The sequence below is a fragment of the Paracoccus shandongensis genome, from assembly GCF_017315735.1.
GTDB classification, from domain to species: domain Bacteria; phylum Pseudomonadota; class Alphaproteobacteria; order Rhodobacterales; family Rhodobacteraceae; genus Paracoccus; species Paracoccus shandongensis.
Genome location: NZ_JAFLRK010000002.1, coordinates 128,836 through 147,848, shown reverse-complemented (window position 1 = coordinate 147,848; position 19,013 = coordinate 128,836). Strand labels below are relative to the sequence as shown.

17 protein-coding genes are annotated in these 19,013 nt (G+C 68.4%); 3 read left to right on the top strand and 14 right to left on the bottom strand.

Annotated features, from left to right (window positions below; translation table 11 throughout):
* Positions 1–99: 99 nt before the first annotated feature.
* The 8 genes from JX613_RS03165 to JX613_RS03130 form a co-directional block, all read right to left on the bottom strand.
* Complete coding sequence (locus JX613_RS03165) at positions 100–2,655, bottom strand: HWE histidine kinase domain-containing protein (protein WP_207100003.1); 2,556 nt, start codon at positions 2,653–2,655, stop codon at positions 100–102.
* The gene (locus JX613_RS03160; RefSeq protein ID WP_207100002.1) at positions 2,652–3,182 is read right to left on the bottom strand and encodes a heme oxygenase-like domain-containing protein; all 531 of its coding nucleotides are present in this window, start codon (positions 3,180–3,182) and stop codon (positions 2,652–2,654) included. Before JX613_RS03160 ends, JX613_RS03165 begins: the two co-directional genes overlap by 4 nt.
* A 109-nt stretch (positions 3,183–3,291) precedes the next feature.
* Complete coding sequence (locus JX613_RS03155; RefSeq protein ID WP_207100001.1) at positions 3,292–4,194, bottom strand: 2-hydroxyacid dehydrogenase; 903 nt, start codon at positions 4,192–4,194, stop codon at positions 3,292–3,294.
* Complete coding sequence (gene rodA, locus JX613_RS03150; protein ID WP_207100107.1) at positions 4,194–5,333, bottom strand: rod shape-determining protein RodA; 1,140 nt, start codon at positions 5,331–5,333, stop codon at positions 4,194–4,196. Before rodA ends, JX613_RS03155 begins: the two co-directional genes overlap by 1 nt.
* Before the next feature lie 10 nt (positions 5,334–5,343).
* A complete protein-coding gene (mrdA, locus tag JX613_RS03145) occupies positions 5,344–7,284 on the bottom strand; it encodes a penicillin-binding protein 2 (RefSeq protein ID WP_207100000.1) in 1,941 nt (646 codons plus the stop codon).
* A gap of 14 nt (positions 7,285–7,298) precedes the next feature.
* On the bottom strand, positions 7,299–7,808 hold the full coding sequence (locus tag JX613_RS03140) for a rod shape-determining protein MreD (protein ID WP_207099999.1): 510 nt from the start codon (positions 7,806–7,808) through the stop codon (positions 7,299–7,301).
* Position 7,809: 1 nt separating this feature from the next.
* Positions 7,810–8,745 (bottom strand): rod shape-determining protein MreC, encoded by a 936-nt coding sequence (gene mreC / locus JX613_RS03135; protein ID WP_207099998.1) that lies wholly within the window; start codon positions 8,743–8,745, stop codon positions 7,810–7,812.
* Between the two features lie 28 nt (positions 8,746–8,773).
* The gene (locus JX613_RS03130; protein ID WP_126153706.1) at positions 8,774–9,808 is read right to left on the bottom strand and encodes a rod shape-determining protein; all 1,035 of its coding nucleotides are present in this window, start codon (positions 9,806–9,808) and stop codon (positions 8,774–8,776) included.
* A gap of 197 nt (positions 9,809–10,005) precedes the next feature.
* On the opposite strand from JX613_RS03130, the gene JX613_RS03125 reads away from it, so the two are divergent.
* Complete coding sequence (locus JX613_RS03125) at positions 10,006–10,854, top strand: glycosyltransferase (protein WP_207099997.1); 849 nt, start codon at positions 10,006–10,008, stop codon at positions 10,852–10,854.
* A gap of 120 nt (positions 10,855–10,974) precedes the next feature.
* On the opposite strand, the gene JX613_RS03120 is transcribed toward JX613_RS03125, so the two are convergent.
* From JX613_RS03120 to JX613_RS03100, 5 genes are all read right to left on the bottom strand, one after another.
* Complete coding sequence (locus tag JX613_RS03120) at positions 10,975–11,568, bottom strand: hypothetical protein (protein WP_207099996.1); 594 nt, start codon at positions 11,566–11,568, stop codon at positions 10,975–10,977.
* A 244-nt stretch (positions 11,569–11,812) separates the two neighbouring features.
* Positions 11,813–13,369 carry a 2-isopropylmalate synthase gene (locus JX613_RS03115; protein ID WP_207099995.1) on the bottom strand — a complete coding sequence of 519 codons (1,557 nt, stop codon included), beginning with the start codon at positions 13,367–13,369 and terminating at the stop codon, positions 11,813–11,815.
* 237 nt (positions 13,370–13,606) lie between these two features.
* Positions 13,607–15,079, bottom strand: a complete 1,473-nt coding sequence (locus JX613_RS03110) for an ABC transporter substrate-binding protein (RefSeq protein WP_419538805.1) — start codon at positions 15,077–15,079, stop codon at positions 13,607–13,609.
* Between the two features lie 6 nt (positions 15,080–15,085).
* Positions 15,086–15,778: a CDP-alcohol phosphatidyltransferase family protein gene (locus JX613_RS03105; protein ID WP_207099993.1), complete on the bottom strand. Its 693-nt coding sequence runs from the start codon at positions 15,776–15,778 to the stop codon at positions 15,086–15,088.
* 49 nt (positions 15,779–15,827) lie between these two features.
* Positions 15,828–16,550: an SseB family protein gene (locus JX613_RS03100; RefSeq protein ID WP_207099992.1), complete on the bottom strand. Its 723-nt coding sequence runs from the start codon at positions 16,548–16,550 to the stop codon at positions 15,828–15,830.
* Positions 16,551–16,777: 227 nt separating this feature from the next.
* Here JX613_RS03100 and JX613_RS03095 point away from each other — a divergent pair, with 227 nt between their 5' ends.
* Complete coding sequence (locus JX613_RS03095; protein ID WP_207099991.1) at positions 16,778–17,776, top strand: serine hydrolase domain-containing protein; 999 nt, start codon at positions 16,778–16,780, stop codon at positions 17,774–17,776.
* A gap of 62 nt (positions 17,777–17,838) precedes the next feature.
* On the opposite strand, the gene JX613_RS03090 is transcribed toward JX613_RS03095, so the two are convergent.
* Positions 17,839–18,288 (bottom strand): outer membrane protein assembly factor BamE, encoded by a 450-nt coding sequence (locus JX613_RS03090; protein ID WP_207099990.1) that lies wholly within the window; start codon positions 18,286–18,288, stop codon positions 17,839–17,841.
* A 148-nt stretch (positions 18,289–18,436) separates the two neighbouring features.
* Between JX613_RS03090 and JX613_RS03085 the strand changes: the two genes are divergently transcribed.
* A complete protein-coding gene (locus JX613_RS03085; RefSeq protein WP_207099989.1) occupies positions 18,437–18,973 on the top strand; it encodes a YceD family protein in 537 nt (178 codons plus the stop codon).
* Positions 18,974–19,013: the final 40 nt, after the last annotated feature.

The following is a 19,013-nucleotide window of genomic DNA, read 5'->3' as shown; positions in this document are numbered from 1 at the left end:
AAACCATGCGCAAGGGAAATGCCGAACATGCCGAAAATTGCGCGCGCATGACGGGTTTGCAGCCAAGGATTGCCGGAGGGCCGCGCCGTCAGGGGCCGGTCAGGCGCGGCCCTCGGCCTCGGCCAGCTTCCGAAGGATGTCCTGGACCTGATAAGGCTTGGTGGCGACGGGGATGCCGGAAAAGCCGTCGGGCAGGTCGAAATCGCTGCCATAGCCGGTGGCGAAGACAAAGGGGATGCCCCGGCCCCGCAGCCGTTCCGCGACGGGCAGCGAGGTCTCATCGGCCAGGTTGACATCCAGCACGGCCAGGTCGGGCGGATCGCGGTCGATCATCGCCAGGGCCGCCTCGACCGAGGCGGCGCGCCCGCTCACCTCCAGCCCGTGGTCCTGCAACTCGGCCTCGAGCGACAGGGCGATCAGGGTCTGGTCCTCGACCAGCAGCACGCGGCGTCCGGCCACCGGCCCGGCAGGGGCGGGCGCAGTTAAACCCGGGCGGGGGGCCGCCGGGGCGGCACCCTTGCGGATGAAGCGGGCGGGCAGCAGGAAGCGGGCGGCCACGCCGGTCGGGCGGAACTCGATCCGGCTTTCGCCGCCCAGGTCGAAGGGCAGCGATTGTTCCACCAGGGCGGATCCGAAGCCCGCGCGGGCGGGCGGGACCAGCCCTTCCAGCCCGTTCTCGGTCCAGTCGATGCGGCAGTTGCCCGCCTCGTCGAGATGCCAGGCGACGGTCAGATGGCCGCCGGGCCGCGACAGCGCGCCGTATTTTGCGGCGTTGGTCGCCATCTCGTGCAGGATCAGCGCCATGACCGAAAAGGCCCGCCCGTCCAGGGACACCGCCGGGCCGTCCAGCCGCACCCCCCGCCCTGCCCCGGCATAGGGGCCAAGCTCGGCCTCCAGCAGATCGCCGAGACACCCGCCCTCGTTGTCGTCGCGCACGATCTGGTCATGGGCATAGGCCAGCGCCTGGATGCGGCCGCGCAGCGAATCCGCATAGCCTTGCAGCGTCTCGCCCTCGGGCGGCTTGCGGCTGACCAGCGACTGGATGATGGCCAGGATGTTCTTGACGCGGTGGTTCAGTTCGCGGTTCAGGACGCGCTGGCGCATCTCGGCCCGGGACCGTTCGTCGGCCAGCATCTCGCTGCTGAACAGCAGTACCTCGGCCACGGCGATGCGCAGGGCCTCGGCAAAGCGGCGATCGGCCTCGGACCAGGGGTGGCACTTGTCGCGGACGGTTTCCTTCCAGATCGCGAAGCTTTTGCGCGGGGTCAGGCGGTCGCCCAGGGGGCCGGTGTCATAGGTCTTGTTCGGATCGCCCGCCCAGTCCAGCGTCTGCACGGCCTCCTTGCGGAAACAGAACATGAAGTCGCGCGGCCGCCGGGACAGCGGGATGACCATCACCCCCGCGGCCAGCCCCTGAAGCGCGTCTGCATCGGGCAAAAGGTCCGCCAGGTGGTCGGTGTGGAACACCTGCCCTTCCGGCAGCGCCAGCGCCAGGGCCAGAAGGGGCGCGGCCTCGGCCTCGGTCGGGGCATGGCCGACGGTGGTCCAGACGCCGTCGAACCACATGGCGACGCCATCGGCGGGGATCAGCCCGGCCAGGTGAGGCAGGCGGTCGCGCAGGGCGGGGCCCGCATCCTCGGCCCGGACGGCATCGGCCAGCAGGTCGTCCAGCGCGCGCCGCGCGGCCAGTTCGGCATCGCGCGCATGGCGGCGGTGCAAGGCGTCCAGGTGCATCGAGAAGAAATCGCCCACCATTTCCGCCGCGGCGCGGTCGGCCATGGTCAGCACCTTGGGCGCGTAATGGTGGCAGGCGATCAGCCCCCACAAGGCCCCGTCGATGATGATCGACACCGACATGGATGCCGCGACCCCCATGTTGCGCAGGTATTCGCAATGGATGGGCGAGACGCTGCGCAGATGGGCATGGGACAGATCCAGCGGCCCGGCCTGCGGGTCATGGGACAGGATCGGGACGGGCGCATAGGACGCGTCGCCGATCACCCGGATCGGGTTCTGCAGATACAGGGCGCGCGCCTGCTTGGGGATGTCGGTGGCGGGGAAATACTGGCCGCGGAAGCTTTCGTGGCTTTCCCCCTTGGCCTCGGCCACGACCTTGCCCGCGCCGTCGCAGCCCAGTTGATAGATCATCACCCGGTCATAGCCCAGCTGCGCCTGGATCAGCGGCGCGGCCTGCCGGACCAGCCGGTCGGCGTCGGTGATGCCGCGCAGGCGTTCGGCCACGGTGCGCGTCAGGCTGATCTGCAGGCCAAGGCGGGTGGCGGCGGGCTCGAACTCGATCACGGTGCGGTTGTCGTGGCGGTGGATGGTCGCGTCCAGCGCGCGGCCGTTCACGTCCAGCCCGAAGACCACCGCCGGGCGGGGCCGGTTTCCCGACACGGCCAGCGCGTTCAGCAGCGTGTGCGCGGCCTCGCTGCCGACCGCCTCGGACAGGGACAGGTCCAGCGGAAGGCCGGGCAGGCCCAGCAGGACGGGGACGTTTTCCGAACAGAACAGGATCCGCCGCGCGTTGTTGTCGCAGGCCAGAAGGCAGCCATGCGGCTGGATGCTGCCGGGGATGTGGATCGGTTCCCGGTCGCAATTGGTCAGGTCGATGGGCTGTCCGGCCAGCGCGGGGTCAAAGGCGGTGTCGTTCATGCGAGGGCCCCGACGCCATAGGCGCGCAGCGCCAGGCCAAAGACCGCGCGGGCGGCAGCGGCGGCCTCGGGCGCAGGGAAACCGCCCGCTTCCAGCCAGGCCAGGAAGTCGCGCCAGCGCGCGGGCGACGCCGTCTGCGCCGCCAGGTGCCGCGCGCCGTGATCCGGGCCAAAGCCCAAGGCCGCCGCGCGCCGCGCCAGCAGCCGCCCGCCAAGCGCCGAGCCTTCCAGGACATAGCAGGCCGCGGCCTTGGCCGCAGGGGTCGGCAAGGGCAGCGCGGGTGGCGTGGCGGGCAGGGGCAGGCCCAGATCGGCCAGATCCCGTGCGATCAGCGGCGCAAGGGGCTGCACCTGCCAGCCCGCGACCTGCGCCAGTTGCGGCTCGATCGCCGCGCGAAAGGCATGGCTGCCCCCCAGGAAGGCGCCATAGGCCCTGGCATCGCCAAAGGCGCCGATGTCCCGGTCCAGCGTCTCGTGCAGGTCACGCGTGGCCGCCGCCAGAGCGCGACGGAGTGTGCCGTCTTGCATCGATCCCGTGCCACATTGCAGATATTGCACCAGACATAGCGGGCATTGCGGAAAGGCCGCAATAGCGGTTTTGCAAAGGCCGCTTAAGGAATGTTAACGTTTTCGCGGGTCAATAGCCCTTGCGGCGGTCCACCAGATGCAGGACCGGCTGGCCCGCCATGGCGCGGCGCAGGTTCTCGACGGCGACGGGGGCGGCGGTTTCCACCCGCGTCTCGGCGGCGATATGGGGGGTCACGGTGACGCGGGAATGGGACCAGAAGAGGTGGTCCGGGGGCAGCGGCTCGGCGCGGAACACGTCCAGCACGGCATGGGCCAGGGGACCGCGATCCAGCGCGGCCAGAAGGGCGGCGTCGTCCAGCACCGTGCCCCGGCCCGGGTTGATCAGCCAGGCCCCTTGCGGCAGCAGCGCCAGCCGGTTGGCATCCAGCAACCCCCGCGTCTGCGGCGTGTCGGGCAGCAGGTTGATCAGGATCTCGGCCCGCGACAGGGCGCAGCTCAGGTCGGTCGTGATCTCGACCCCATCGTCCGGGCGCCCGGATGCGCTGAAGCCCCCGACGCGAAAGCCGATGCCGCGCAGCATGGCCGCCACGCTGCGGCCCAGTTTGCCCATGCCCAGGATCGTCACGCGGCGGTCCTGGGCCAGGGGCGGCGTCAGGCCGTTGCGCCAGGTGCCGTCCTGCGCGTAACGGTCCATCCCCAGATGCGCGCGCAGCGTCCAGCCGGTGCAGTATTCCGCCATGCCGCGCGCCAGCCCCGGATCGACCATCCGCGCCAGGGGTTGCGTCAGCGTGGGATTGGTCACGATGCGCTCGACCCCCGCCCAGAGGCTTTGCACCAGCCGCGCGTTCACGAAGGGCGACAGGTCGCCGACCGGGCCGCCGGGCGCATAGATGATCGCGTCGATGCTGGCGGGGTCGGCGTCACGCAGCAGTTCCATCTCGGGCGCAAGGCGCGTCAGGACGGGCGCCCAAACCGGCCACAGGGCGTCGGGGGCGGCGAAAAGAACCCGCATCACCTGGGCCTGTGGACATGGGCGGCCTGCACCAGCCCGAAGCCCAGCATCAGGATCATCAGCGAGGTGCCGCCATAGCTGACCAGCGGCAGGGGCGAGCCCTTGGCGGGCAGCATCCCCATCACCGTCGCCATGTTGATCGAGAAATACAGAAAGAACGTGCCGCTGATGCCCACGGTGATCAGGGACGCGAAACGGTCGCGGTTCGACAGCGCGGAATACAGGCAAAAGCCGATGATCAGCGTGTAAAGACCCAACAGCGACATCGCGCCGACGAAGCCGAACTCCTCGGCCAGGACGGTGAAGATGAAGTCGGTGTGCTTTTCGGGCAGGAAGTTCAGCCGCGACTGCGTGCCCTGCATGAAGCCGCGCCCCGACCAGCCGCCCGATCCCAGGGCGATCTGGCTCTGGATGATGTTGTAGCCCGCGCCCAGGGGGTCGGCGGTCGGGTCCAGGAAGGTGTCGATGCGGCGGAACTGATAGTCCTTCAAAAGCTGCCAGTCGGTGCCCCGGCTTTCCAGCACGGTCGCCACCATCCCCACGGCGGCGGCGATGACGACGCCGAAATACCACAAGGACACCCCCGCCACGAACATCACGATGCCGCCGCCCGCCACCAGCATGATCGAGGTGCCGAGATCCGGCTGGATCAGCACCAGCCCGGTCGGCGCCAGGATCAGCACCACCGGGATCAGCACCCACAAGGGGCGCGACACACGGTTGGGCGGCAGCCAGTCGTAATAGGCGGCCAGCAGCAGCACCTGGGAAATCTTCATCAGTTCGGACGGTTGCAGGCGGATCGGGCCGATGTCGATCCAGCGTTGCGCGCCCATGCCGATGGTGCCCACCAGTTCCACTCCCACCAGCAGCAAGACGCAGATGACATAGGCGGGGATGGAGATGCCGCGCCAGAACCACATCGGCACGAAGGCCAGCGCGATCATGATGACCATGCCGGCGGCAAAGCGGTACATCTGCGGCTCGGCCCAGGTATCGACCTTGCCGCCCGCCACGGAAACCAGCATCAGGAACCCGATCGAGGCCACGGCGGCGATCAGGAAGACCAGCGGCCAGTTCAGATACAGGATCTTGCGGATGCCGGTCGGGGTCTGGGCGACCTTGTAGTCGAGATAGGACAAGGACATCGGATCAGGCCCGCGTCAGACGGGGCGCATCGGGCGCGAACAGGTGCATGGCGTTGTGGCGCTCCTCCATCGCGTCGCGCTGGTCGCCCGGCACCGCGTCCAGGGGCGGCAGCCCGCCGTTCAGGGCAAACAGCATGATGTCCCGGGCAATGGGCGAGGCGACGGTGGATCCGCCCCCGCCATGTTCGACGATGACCGACACCGCATAGCGCGGCGTCTGATAAGGCGCGAAGCAGACGAACAGCGCGTGGTCGCGCCGGTTCCAGGGCAACTGGTCGTTCGACACCACGCCCCGCGCCCGTTCGGCGGCGGTGATGTTGCGGACCTGGCTGGTGCCGGTCTTGCCCGCCATGCGCCAATCCTCGCGGATAATGCGGGACCGGCGCGCGGTGCCGGTGTCAGAGTTCATCACCGCGTCCATGCCCGCCCGCGCCACGCGCAGGAAGGCCGGGTTCACGTCCAGCGCCGGAAAGTCGGGGACCGGCTGGGCCACCCCGTCGATGGCGCGCACCAGGCGCGGCCTGACCTCGACCCCCGAGGCGATGCGCGCCGTCATCACCGCCAGTTGCAGGGGCGAGGCCAGCACATAGCCCTGCCCGATCGAGGCGTTCAGGCTGTCGCCCACCTGCCAAGCCTGCCCATAGCGCGCCTGCTTCCAGGCCCGGTCGGGGGCGATCCCCTCGGCCACGGCGGACATGGGCAGGTCGTGGCGCTGGCCCAGGCCCAGCTTGCGGGCCATGGAGGCGATGCGGTCGATGCCCACCTTCTGCGCCAGTTCGTAATAATAAACGTCGCAGCTGTGGGACAGGCTGGTCACCGCATCGACGGTTCCGTGGCCGCCCCTGCTCCAGCAATGGAAGCGGCGGCCGCCGACCTCGGTATAGCCGGGGCAGAAGAAGCGCGATCCTGCGTTGATCACGCCCGATTCCAGCCCCGCCAGCAGCGTGACCATCTTGAAGGTGGACCCCGGCGGATAGACGCCCTGCACCGTCTTGTCGGCCAGCGGCCGGTGGTCGTGGTTCATCAGCGCCTTGTAGTCGGGCGAGGATATCCCGCGCACGAACTTGTTCGGATCGAAGCTGGGGGACGAACAGATCGTCAGGATGTCGCCCGTCTGCACGTCGATCACCACGGCGGCGGCGCTCTCGGAGCCCATGCGTTGGGCCGCATAGTTCTGCAACTGCGCGTCGATGGTCATCTGCACGGTCGCGCCCTGCTCGCCCTCCTGGCGGGACAGTTGGCGCATCTCGCGGCCCGCGCTGTTCACCTCGACCCGGCGCTGGCCGGCCTTGCCGCGCAGATGCTCCTCCATCCGGGCCTCGAAGCCGACCTTGCCCAGTTGGAACTCGGGCAGCATCAGCACGGGGTCGGGGTTTTCGATCTTGGACAGGTCGTAATCGGACACCGGCCCGACATAGCCCAGCACATGCGCCAGATCGCCCGCGCGGGGATAAACGCGCGACAGACCCGATTCCGGCGTGACGCCCGCCAGCGCGGGGGCGTTGACCGCGATCGAGCTGAACTGTTCCCAGGTCAGCCGGTCGGCCAGCACGATGGGCGTGATCGCGCTGCGCTTGGAAAACTCGTCCAGCAGTTCGGCCATACGGGCGTCGCTAATGGGGATCAGCTGGGCTAGGCGGCGCAGCACGGGTTCCACCTCGCCGCCCGCTTCCTCGCGCGTGAGCGTCACGCGATAGTTCTGCTCGTTCCCGGCGATGACGATGCCGTTGCGGTCGTGGATCAGCCCGCGCGCGGGCACCAGCAGGCGGATCTTGATGGAATTGCCGTCGGCCAGCATCCGGTACTGCTCGGCATGTTCGACCTGCATGGACCGCAGCTTGAGCGCCAGGGTCGTGATCACGCCCAGCTGGATGCCCGCCAGCATCAGCCCCCGGCGGGTGATGCCGCGGGTGTTCGCGTCGTTCTGCCGGGGCGGGCTGGTCATCGCGTGAACCTCCTCTACTCGGCCTCGACGGGGGTGATGCGGCGCAGGCCGACCAGCGCGCGGGCGGCCAGCACCACGGGCGGATAGGCGGCGGTGGTGGCGATATAGTGCAGGATCACCTGACCCAGGGCCGGAACCGGCATCATGAACAGCACCTGCATGAAACGATAAGCCAGCATCATCACGCCGATCAGGATGGCGATGCGCAGCCATTCAACCATGAATGGCCCGTCGCGCCAACGCCCCTCACGCAAGCGTGCGGCCTCGGTCCCCAGCACCACCATGGCGGGCCAGAGGCCCAGGGGGTGGAACAGGAGGATGTCCTGGACGGCGAAGACCAGCGCGATCACGGGGGCCGCCAGCTGGTCGGGGCGGCGCAGCACCCAGGCCAGCGCCAGGCACAGCCCCAGGTCGGGCCCGGGCAGGCGCGCGGTTCCCGCCGACAAGGGCAGCAGGCGCAAAAACAGCAGCACCGCCATCGCCGTGCAGAACAGCGCCGTGCCGATCAGCAACTGCCGGTTCATCCTATTCGGTCCCCGTGGCCAGGGGGTCCGATGCCGCCGCCGCCTCGACCGGCGAGGTCGGCATCCGCGGGCCGATGAAGCCCTGTTCCTTGGGGGTGATGACCGCGCCCGAATCGGCCACGGTTTCGGCGGGACGGGACCGCAGCACGCGCAGGAATTCCAGCCGCCCGTAATCGGCGGCCATGCGCAGCCGCATCCGCCCGTCGCTGCCCTGCACCACCTGGCCCGCCAGAAGCCCCGGCGGAAACACCCCCCCGTCGCCCGAGGTCACGACCCTGTCGCCCGGGCGCACGTTGTCCGGGGTTTCGATGAAGTCCAGGAACGGCAGCGGCGTGTTGTCGCCCGTCAGCAGCGCCCGTTCGCCCGAGGGCTGGATCGACACCGGGACGCGCGAGGACGGGTCGGTCAGCAGCACCACCCGGCTGGTCCGCTTGCCCACGCCGGAAATGCGGCCCACAAGGCCCAGCCCGTCCATCGTGGCCCAGCCTTCGACGATGCCGTCATCCGCGCCCACGTTCAGCAGCACCGACTGGCGGAAGGCCGATCCGCTGTCCACCATCACCATGCCCGTGACGCTGGTCAGGGCGGGGTCGATGCGGACGTTGTTCAGCGCCATCAGCTTGGAATTTTCCTGTTCCAGCTGGACGGCGGCCTCCTTCCAGGCCTGCATCTTCTGCAACTCGCGCCGCAGTTCCTGGTTCTGCTGATAGATCCGGGCATAGGACTGGAACCCGCCGATCATCTGGCTGGCCTGCGTGACCGGGGCCAGCGCCCATTCAAAGGACGGCACCACCCGGTCGATGATGGCGATGCGCATCCGTTCCGCGCGCGGGCTGTCGATGCGCCAGAACAGGAACAATGCGATCAGCACAAGCACCATCAGCGCGATCAGCACGCGCCGGACGGGTGTGGCGAAATCTGGTCCCTTGCGTGCCATGGACGCGAGCCCCCTGCCGGGCCGCCCCTCAGCTGTCGTAGTCGATGACGTGGCGCAGCTGCTTTTCGTATTCCAGCGCCTTGCCGGTGCCAAGCGCCACGCAGTTCATCGGCTGGTCGGCCAGGGTGATCGACAGGCCCGTCTGCTCGCGTAGCGCCAGATCCAGGTCGCCCAGCATCGCGCCCCCGCCGGTCAGGATCACGCCGCGGTCCACGATGTCGGCGGCCAGATCCGGGGGCGTGGCCTCCAGCGCGACCATCACCGCCTCGCAGATGGCCTGCATCGGCTCGGCCAGCGCCTCGGCCACCATGGCCTGGCTGATCTCGATTTCCTTGGGAATGCCGTTCAGAAGGTCGCGGCCGCGCACCATGATCGTGGCCCCGCGCCCGTCGTCGGGCATCCGCGCGGTGCCGATGCTGGTCTTGACGCGCTCGGCCGTCGATTCGCCGATCAGCATGTTCTGGTTGCGGCGCAGGTAATTGATGATCGCCTCGTCCATGCGATCCCCGCCGATGCGGACGGAGCGGGCGTAAACCACGTCGCCCAGGGACAGGACCGCGACCTCGGTCGTGCCGCCGCCGATGTCCACGACCATCGACCCGGTCGGTTCGGTGATGGGCATCCCCGCGCCGATGGCCGCCGCGATGGGTTCGGCGATCAGCCCCGCCTTGCGCGCGCCCGCGGACAGGACCGACTGGCGGATGGCGCGCTTTTCGACGGGTGTGGCGCCATGGGGCACGCAGACGATGACCTTGGGCTTGGAAAAGCCGCTGCGCTTGAAGACCTTCTTGATGAAGTGCTTGATCATCTGCTCGGCACTGTCGAAATCGGCGATCACGCCTTCGCGCATGGGCCGGATCGCCTCGATGGACCCGGGCGTGCGGCCCAGCATCAGCTTGGCGTCCTCGCCCACGGCCAGCACCTGCCGCTTGCCGTCCTTGACGTGATAGGCCACGACCGAGGGCTCGTTCAGGATGATGCCCTTGCCCTTGACATAGATCAGCGTGTTCGCCGTCCCGAGGTCGATTGCGATGTCGGTCGAAAACAAACCGCCGAATGCCATGCCCGTGTTCCTTTCGCGCCGGTTTGGTCCGGCTTAGCCCGTTTTGTCGCCCCATGAGAGTCGCAGCCCGCCGGAATCGCCGTCTGGCCGCAGCCCTTCATATAAAAGGGTTGACCCCGTCACGAAAGCCCCGATCCTTCGCGGCGGCCAGGGCCAGCATTTCCCTGCCGCCCGTGCAGCCGACAAGGACGAAGCCATTGAAAGAAAGCCAGATCATCGGCATTTGCCGGTTCGCCTTCCTGGGCCGGGGGGATTGGGTGGGGATGCGAAGCCCGCAATCCCACGACGCCGCGCGGCTGGACGAGCAGGCCGAATGGCTGTTCCACCCCGACCGGATGGCGCGGCGGCTGTTCACGCTGGAACGCATCTGCCTGGCGTCGGTCGCGGCGCAGACGGACCGGGATTTCCGCTTTCTGGTGCTGACCTCGACCCGGCTGCCCGCCCGCCATCTGGAGCAGCTTGACGCGCTGTGCGCAAGGATACCGCAGGTCGAGCTGCTGGTGTCGGCGGAAACCGAGGCGAGCCAGGCGCTGCGCCCCACCCTGCTGCAAGCGGCCGAGGCGTCGGGCCGTCCCGCCCTGCAATTCCGCCTGGACGACGACGATGCCGTGGCCCCGGATTTCGTGGCCAACCTGCGCCGGATCGAACGGGGCGTGCGGGGCCTGCCGCGCTATGCGCTCAGCTTTCCGCGCGGCCTCAGCGTCATCTGCTATGGAACCGAGCCGCCGAGCTTCTGGAAGACGCGCCGTCCCTTCACCGGGGCCGCATTGGCCGCGCGCCTGACCGAGCCGGGCCGGTCGATCTTTGCCTTCAACCATTTCGACCTGCCGCGCCGCATGATCGCGATCACCGAACCCGACGCGATGGGTCATTTCGTGACGCGGTGGGACATGGCCGATTCCGCCCGGCGCGGCGTTCCGGGCATCCCCTGGGGCTACGAGCCGCTGCTGCCCGAAGAGTTCCAAAGGGCGGTGGCGGCGGATTTCCCGTTCCTGTCGGGGATGGACTGGGGCCGATTGGGCCACCCGGCCGGCAGCACGACATAGGGCGGGGTTCCACCCCACCTTTGCCTGGCCGGTCGCAAAGGAAGGGTGGGGTAAAACCCCGCCCTGCGGGGCTTTCGCGCTTGAAAGCCCGTTGCGGCCCCGCTTTCCGTGCGGGCCGTGTCAGCGGGCCTTGCGGCGGCGCAGGAAGGCCAGGGCGGCAAGCCCCGCCGGCAGCAGCGCCGCGCCTGCGGGCAGCGGAACCGGGGCGGGCTGCGGGTCGGACGCCGCGTTGCCGGGCGCGTCGATGTTGTAGTTCAGGCTGCCATGCGTGCCGTAAAGCGACAGATACAGGATGCCGCCGAAATCCTCGCCCAGGTGCAGGGAATAGGTGAAGTCGTCCTTGCGGTTCCAGTGCTGCATGTTGACGGAACCGAACTGCGTGCCTTCCCAGGCGCTGTATTGGGGTGCCGTGAACTGGTAATACAGGCTGCCCCCGGCCGAGAAGGACCAGTCCGTATCGCCGATGGGCGTCTGCGGCGAGAAGGTGAGCGTGATGGTCTGCGCCCCCGGCTTCAGCCCCGTGAAGCCCAGGATGTCGTAATCGTTATGCCCGCTCCAGCTGCCCGAGATGCTGTCGAAACCCGTGCCGACGATGGTCGGGTTTTTCCAGTCGCCCGAAAACCCGGCGCTGCCGGTGCCTTCGGTCAGGGTGGCGGCAAAGGCGGTTCCCGCCGTCAGCATCGCGGCCGCAATGGCCCCAGAAAAAGCCCGCATCTTCATCCTCGTGAACCGGCGCCACGCGGCGCCAAACAATGTAAAAAGACGCGGCAGTCCGGGCCTGCCGCATCCGACCCCTTCGTCGTCAGTTGTCCTGATGATCGAACCTGCGCCCGGATCTCGCATCCCTTGACGCGCAGGTCAAGAAACCGCGTCCGCCGCGCGTCTGTCTTTTCGTACAGGCTTTTGCCTGCGACCCCGGGAATCGTAGGGGGGGGGTTCACCCCACCCCAGGGCCGAATCAGTGCGAATACATGCTGATTTCCTTGCCGTCGCGGCCCGCCCGCGTGCGGCGCACGATCAGGTGGTTCAGCGCGCCGACATAGGCCTTGACCGAGGCCAGGATCGTGTCGGTGTCGGACGCCTGGCCGTTCACGATGCGGCCGTCCTCCTCCATCCGGACGCTGACGGTGGCCTGCGCATCGGTCCCCTCGGTCACGGCATGGACCTGATAAAGCTTCAGCCGGGCATTGTGCGGGAAGATCTGCTTCACGGCATTGAAGCAGGCATCGACCGGGCCGTCGCCCGTGGCATGGACCGTCTGTTCCGCGCCGTCCACGATCATGGTCAGGTCCGCCGACTGCCCGTCGCTGCCGCAGACCACGCGCAGGTGCTTGACCTGCAGGAAATCGTCGCCGGTATTGGCCGAGGCGTCCTGGACCAGCGCCACGATATCCTCGTCATAAACCTCTTTCTTGCGGTCGGCCAAGGCCTTGAAGCGGACGAAGATGTCCTTCAACTGGTTGTCGCCCACGTCATAGCCCAGGTCGGCCAGCTTGGCGCGCAGGGCGGCGCGGCCCGAATGCTTGCCCATGGCGATGTTGGTCTCATTGAGGCCGATGTCGGCGGGGCGCATGATCTCGAAGGTTTCGACGTTCTTCAGCACGCCGTCCTGGTGGATGCCGGATTCGTGCAGGAAGGCGTTCTTGCCGACAATGGCCTTGTTGAACTGAACGGGGAAGCCCGAGACCTGCGCCACGCGGCGGGAAATGCCCATGATCTTGGTGGTGTCGATGCCGGTGGTGAAGGGCATGATGTCGTGGCGCACCTTCAGGGCCATCACCACCTCCTCCAGCGCGGTGTTGCCCGCGCGTTCGCCAAGGCCGTTGATGGTGCATTCGATCTGGCGGGCGCCGGCTTCCACCGCGGCCAGGGCATTCGCCGTCGCCATGCCCAGGTCGTTGTGGCAATGGGTGGCGAAGACCACGTTTTCCGACCCCGGCACGCGTTCCAGCAACATGCGGATCAGGTCGGCCGATTCGCGCGGCGCGGTATAGCCCACAGTGTCGGGGATGTTGATGGTGGTGGCGCCCGCCTTGATGGCGATTTCCACAACGCGGCACAGGTAATCATGTTCGGTCCGCGTCGCGTCCATGGGCGACCATTGCACGTTGTCGCACAGGTTGCGGGCGTGCGTCACGGTCTGTTCGATCCGTTCGGCCATCTGGTCCATGTCCAGGTTCGGAATGGCCCGGTGCAGGGGCGAGGTGCCGATGAAGGTGTGGATGCGCGGACGGCGGGCGTGTTTTACGGCTTCCCAGCAGCGGTCGATGTCGGGCAGTTGCGCGCGCGCGAGGCCGCAGATCACGGCGTTCTGCGCCTGCTTCGCGATTTCACTGACGGCGGCGAAATCGCCTTCGGAGGCGATGGGGAAGCCCGCCTCGATGATGTCCACGCCCATCTCGTCCAGCATGGACGCGATTTCCAGCTTTTCCTCGTGGGACATGGTGGCGCCGGGCGACTGCTCGCCGTCGCGGAGCGTGGTGTCGAAGATGACGACGCGGTTCTTGTCGGACATGGTTCTGTGCTTTCTTACGGGGTCTGTTTGCGGGAAGCCCGGGCACGTCCTGGCTGAGCGGCGGCCCGGAGACCCGCTCAGCGCAGCGTAAGAAGCAGCAGACCGCGGAGGTTCACGGCCAGGCGCGCGCCATGGGGCGCGGTCGGGGCAACGGAAATGTCCAGCATCCGGGTCATGGCGCGGACTATGCCGCCGCGGCGCGGCGTTGAAAAGGGGGAAATTGCCGGGCGGCGCATCCTACTCTCTCCACCGCACCTTTGTCAGGTCGTTGGCCTGCGTGGGCGCGTTTTCCCACAGGCCTTCGATCCGGGCATCCGCCACGCCGGTCTTGGCAAGCTGGAACAGGAAGGCGTTGACGTGATCGCGGGCGATCATCTCTTGCGCCTGCTTGTAAAGATCGCTGCGCTGCTGCGGCGTGACGGCGGCCTGCAAGCGGTCCATCAGCGCCACGAAGTCCGGCCGGGCATAGTGGAAGTAATAGTCGGGCCGGGCATAGATGTCGATGTCCAGGGGCTCGGTATGGCTGATGACGGTCAGGTCGAAATCGCCGCCTTTGAAGACGGTTTCCAGCCATTGCGCCCATTCCATGTTGGTGATCTGCGTTCCGATCCCCACGGCGGCCAGTTGCGCCTGGATGATCTCGCCTCCGCGCCGGGCATAGGGCGTGGGCGGCAGCGCAAGCCGCAGGGTGATGGGACCAACCCCCGCCTCGGCCAGCAGGGCCCTGGCCTTTTCGGGGTCGTAACCCGACAGCCCGGTCAGATCGACGTAATCGGGGTGGTGGGGGGCGAAATGGCTGCCGATGGGGGTGCCATGGCCGAACATCGCGCCGTCGATGATGTCCTGGCGGTTGATCGCGTGGGCGATGGCCTGGCGGACCCTGATGTCGTTCAGCGGCGGGCGGGCGTTGTTCATGGCCAGGATCGTCTCGCCCTCGGTCGTGCCCACCATGACCTTGAAGCGGGGATCGGCTTGCAACTGCGGCAGCGTCTCGGGCGCGGGGAAGTTCGGGAAGGCGTCCACGTCGCCCGCCATCATCGCCGCGAAGGCTGCCGAGGGGTCGGGGATGAAGCGGAAGGTCGCGGTCCGCAGCGCGGGCTTTTCACCCCAGTATCCGTCGAAGGCGGTCAGCACGATCCGGTCGCCCTGCACCCATTGGTCCAGCCGGAACGGGCCGGTGCCGACGGGCCTGGTGGCAAGGCCCTCCGCGCTGGCCGGGTCCAGCATCACCGCATCGCCCCAGGCCATCTTGAAGGGGAAATTGCCGTCCGGCGCGGACAGGGTGACACGGACGGTCAGGGGGTCCAGGGCCTCGACCGACTTGATGCCCTGGAACAGCACCTTCTGGGCATTGGTCGAATCGGGCGCGCGGGCGCGGTCCAGCGTGAAGACCACGTCGCTGGCGTCAAAACCCGCGCCGTCGTGGAAGGTCACGCCGCCGTGCAGGTGAAAGACATAGGTGCGGCCGTCGTCCTGAACGTCCCAGCGTTCGGCCAGGGCGGGCTCGATGGTGCCGTTGGGGCCAAAGCGGGTCAGCCCCTCGAAGACATTGGCATAGACGACCTCGTCAGTCGCCGCTGCCGCCCCGCCGGTGGGGTCGAGGTTCGGGGGCTCCAGCACCATGCCCAGCGTGATCGCGTCCTGGGCGCTCGCAGGCAGGGCCAGCAGGACCAGCGCGGCGGCGGATGTCAGAAGGTCACGCATGGGCATCCCCCTTCAGGCGCGTTCGGGCAGCAACTGTTGCGCGGCGCCCGCCAGCATCAGCCACAGCGACGTGACGACCAGCCCCCAGTTGGCCCAGCTGTCGGGGTGGAAATCGACCCAGGCCGCGCGGGCGGCGAAGACGCACCACAGGATCGCGATGGGCAGCGATATGGCCCGCCAGCGTTCGGTGCGGACCGGGTGGATGAACTTGATCGGCAGGAACATCCCCACGGTCAGCGCCACCACGATCAGCAGGATCACCGTCCAGTGCGGATCGGTCGCGAACAGCACCAGCACCACCATGTTCCAGCAGCCCGGAAAGCCCGAGAACGAATTGTCCTTGGTCTTCATCCGCGTGTCGGCCCAATAGATCACGCTGCCATAGACGATGGCGATGATCGCGAACCAGCCGGTCCAGCCCGACAGCAGCCCCGACTTGAACAGTGCATAGGCCGGGATGAAGGCATAGGTCAGGTAGTCGATGATCAGATCCATCAGCACGCCGTCATAGTTGGGCGAATGGATCTTCACGTCGTATCGCCGCGCCAGGGGGCCGTCGATGCCGTCCACGACCAGGGCCACGACCAGCCACAGGAACATCAGCGACCACTTGCCCTCGACCGCGGCAAGCATCGCCAGCATCGACAGCACCGCGCCCGTGGCGGTCAGCAGGTGGACGGACAGGGCTTTGTGTTGTGTCTTCATGGGCAGGTTCTGGCAGCTTGGGGGCGATCACGCAACCGTGCTTGGCCCCTCAGCGCAGAATCGGCGGGCCTTTCGGGCGCTGCGGCATGGGGGCCTCGGGCGGCGTCAGGTCGAAGCGCAGCACGCCCGCGGGCAGCGTGGCATCGGTGAAGCTGACATCGACACCGCCGGGTTGTTCCGGCAGGAAGGCCAGCGCCTCGGCCAGGGCCTTGGCGATGGCGGGCTGGTGGGCGGGATCGGCGCCCGCGACCAGGAGGACATGGCCGCCCCCCGCCCCGGCCAACGCCGCCCCCGCGATCAGCCCGCGCATGTCCCCCAGGCGTTCGGCCAAGGGCTGCGCCAGGGCTTCCACGGTCTGGGGCGCGGGCGGGGTCAGGCGCAGGCGGGCGTCGGCGGGTTCGGGTGCGGCGGACAGCGCGCCGGTCAGCCAGTCCAGCATCGCCGCGTCCAGCAGCATTTCCGACGGCTGGCCCGGATTGACCAGCAGCCCCGCGCCCTCGGATTTCAGCAGGCCCGCCAGCACCCGCCCCGGCATCGCGGCATAGGCGGTGGGTCCGCCGAAGAAACCGGCCAGCCGATCCTCGGTATCGCAGGCCAGCGCCACGGGGCCGCTGTCCAGCGGGAAGATGCGCAGGTCCACCGTGTCGCCCACAGGTTCCGCCACCAGCGCCACGGCCAGTTCGGTATCGGCCAGCCGCGACAGCATCCGCGCGCGCTGCGGGGCGTCGGCGTCGTGGAAGGGACGGGGGGCAAGATCATCAAGCGCGGTCATGGCGGGGCCTTTCGGGGAAAGGGGATGACCCCCGCCCTAGGACGGTCGGCGCGGATCGTCCAGTCCCTTGCACCGCTTGGCCGGGCGGGATCAGGAAACGCGACAAGCGTTTCCTGATCCCGCTTCCCGACCGCGTCACCAAAGACGGTGACATCCCGCGACCACGAGAGGCCAAGCTGACGCAAGCGTGATTCCACGGGGCCACCAGGCGCGCCCATATGGACAGCATGAACCGACGCGCCCTTCTGCTGACTGCCAGCCTGTCGCCGCTGCTTGCCGCGCCCGCCCTGGGGCAAGCCAGCCTTGCCCCAATCCTGGACGACGCCGCGCGCCTGGAAAACCTGCGCGCCATCGCCGTCTGGCATGGCGGCGGGGAAATCGCCGCCCGGGGCTATGGCCGCTTTACCCCCGACAGCCCGACCAACATCAAGTCGGCGTCGAAGTCGATCGTTTCGGCCCTGGCGGGCATCGCCATCGACCGAGGCCATCTGGACGGCCCCGGCCAACCCATCGCACCGATCCTGCGGGACGACCTGCCCCCTGACCCCGACCCGCGCCTTGCCACGCTCACGCTGGGCCACCTTCTGTCCATGCAGGCCGGGCTGGAACGGCAGTCGGGCGCGAATTACGGGGCATGGGTCAGCAGCCGCAACTGGGTGCGCGCCGCGCTGGCCGCGCCCTTCACCCAGGATCCGGGCGGGCGGATGCAGTATTCCACGGCCTCGACGCATCTGGTCTCGGCCATCCTCACGCGGGTGACGGACCGGACCACGCTGGATCTGGCGCGCGACTGGCTGGGCGCGGTGCCGGGATTTGCCATCATGGGGTGGGAACGCGATCCCCAGGGCATCTACCTGGGCGGCAACCAGATGGCGATGAGCACGCGGTCCCTGCTGGCCTTTGGCGCGATGTATGCCAATGGCGGCCGCGCGGGCGGGCGGCAGGTCGTGCCCACGGACTGGATCGCGCAAAGCTGGCAGGCGCGCACCGCGTCGATCTTCAGCGGGCAGGGCTACGGCTATGGCTGGTTCATCGGCCAGGCCAGCGGGCGGCCGGTGCGCTATGGCTGGGGCTATGGCGGGCAGATGATCTATGTCTTTCCCGCGGCCGGGCGGCAGCCCGCGGTGGCCATCGCCATGACCTCGGACCCCGACCGGCCGTCGGCCCGGACGGGATACAGGAACGACCTGCACATGCTGGCCGATCGGATCGTGCAAACCCTGTAGGGTGCGTGCTTGCACGCACCTGTGACGCGGAGACCGTGGTGCGTGCAAGCACGCACCCTACGTCAGTCGATGATGTCCGCCGCCTGGAAGTTGCCCAGGTTGCCCAGAAGCTGCCCGATCAGCGAGATCTCGGTCACGCTGCCCTCGGTCACCCGGCGCGACAGGGTGACGACGCGGCCCCGTTCCAGCCCGAAGCGTTCGACATTCGTCACCACGCCGTCCGGCGCGAAGGACACCGCCACGACCTCGCGGCTGATCTCGCGCGGTTCCAGCGCGCCGTAATGGCGCCAGCGGGATCCGACGTAATACCAGCCCGAGCCGGTCAGCAACCCCTGGGCCGAGGGGCGGCCGATCAGGCCCTGAAGCTCGTCCACCCGGGTCTGGCCAACGACCACCTGCGACAGATCCTCGGGCGCGGGGATGAAGCCGTGGTTGCGATACACCGGCGCGCAGGCGGCAAGGCCAAGAACGGCCACGAAAGCCAGAACCATGAGATGCCGGATGGCTGTCATTCCGTCTTTCCTTTGCGCAGGGGCTGTTGACGCGGCCCGCCCGGCTTAGCAAACTCGGGCACCGCGCTCAAGAATGACAATCCCGTCGCGGGTTTGCCGCCCCTCATACCATCGGCAACGACCCGCCGCCACGACCGTTGAGGCCCCCATGACCAGCCCATCCCCGCAGTCCGCCCCGCAGCCGGAACGCCTGCGCGTCGCCCATCTGAACCCGCGCGCGCCCAATCCCTTTTCGCTGGCGCCCGATGCCGCCCGCTGTGCCGCCATCGCGGCCGAACTGGGCCTCGACGGCCTGTCGAAGCTGTCCTTCCAGGGCGAGATCCGGGCCGAGGGGGGCGATGCCTGGGCGCTGCGGGGCCGGTTGCGCGCCCGCGTCACCCAGCCTTGCGTGGTGACGCTGAAGCCGGTCAAGACCACCCTGGACGAGCCGGTCGAGCGCCACTATTCCCCCCACCTGACCCCGCCCCAGGGCGACGAGATCGAGATGCCGGACGACACGCTGGAACCCCTGGGCCAGTTCATCGACCTGGCCGCCGTGATGATCGAGGAACTGGCGCTGGCCCTGCCCGAATATCCCCGCGCCGAGGGGGTGGCCTTCGACGCCCCGACCGCCGACCCCGCCCCCGACACCCGCCGCCCCTTCGCGGATCTGGACAAGCTGCTGCGCAAGGGGGACGCGGACTAGGCGATTCCCCCGGACCCGATGCCACCGTTGCGCCGGTGCC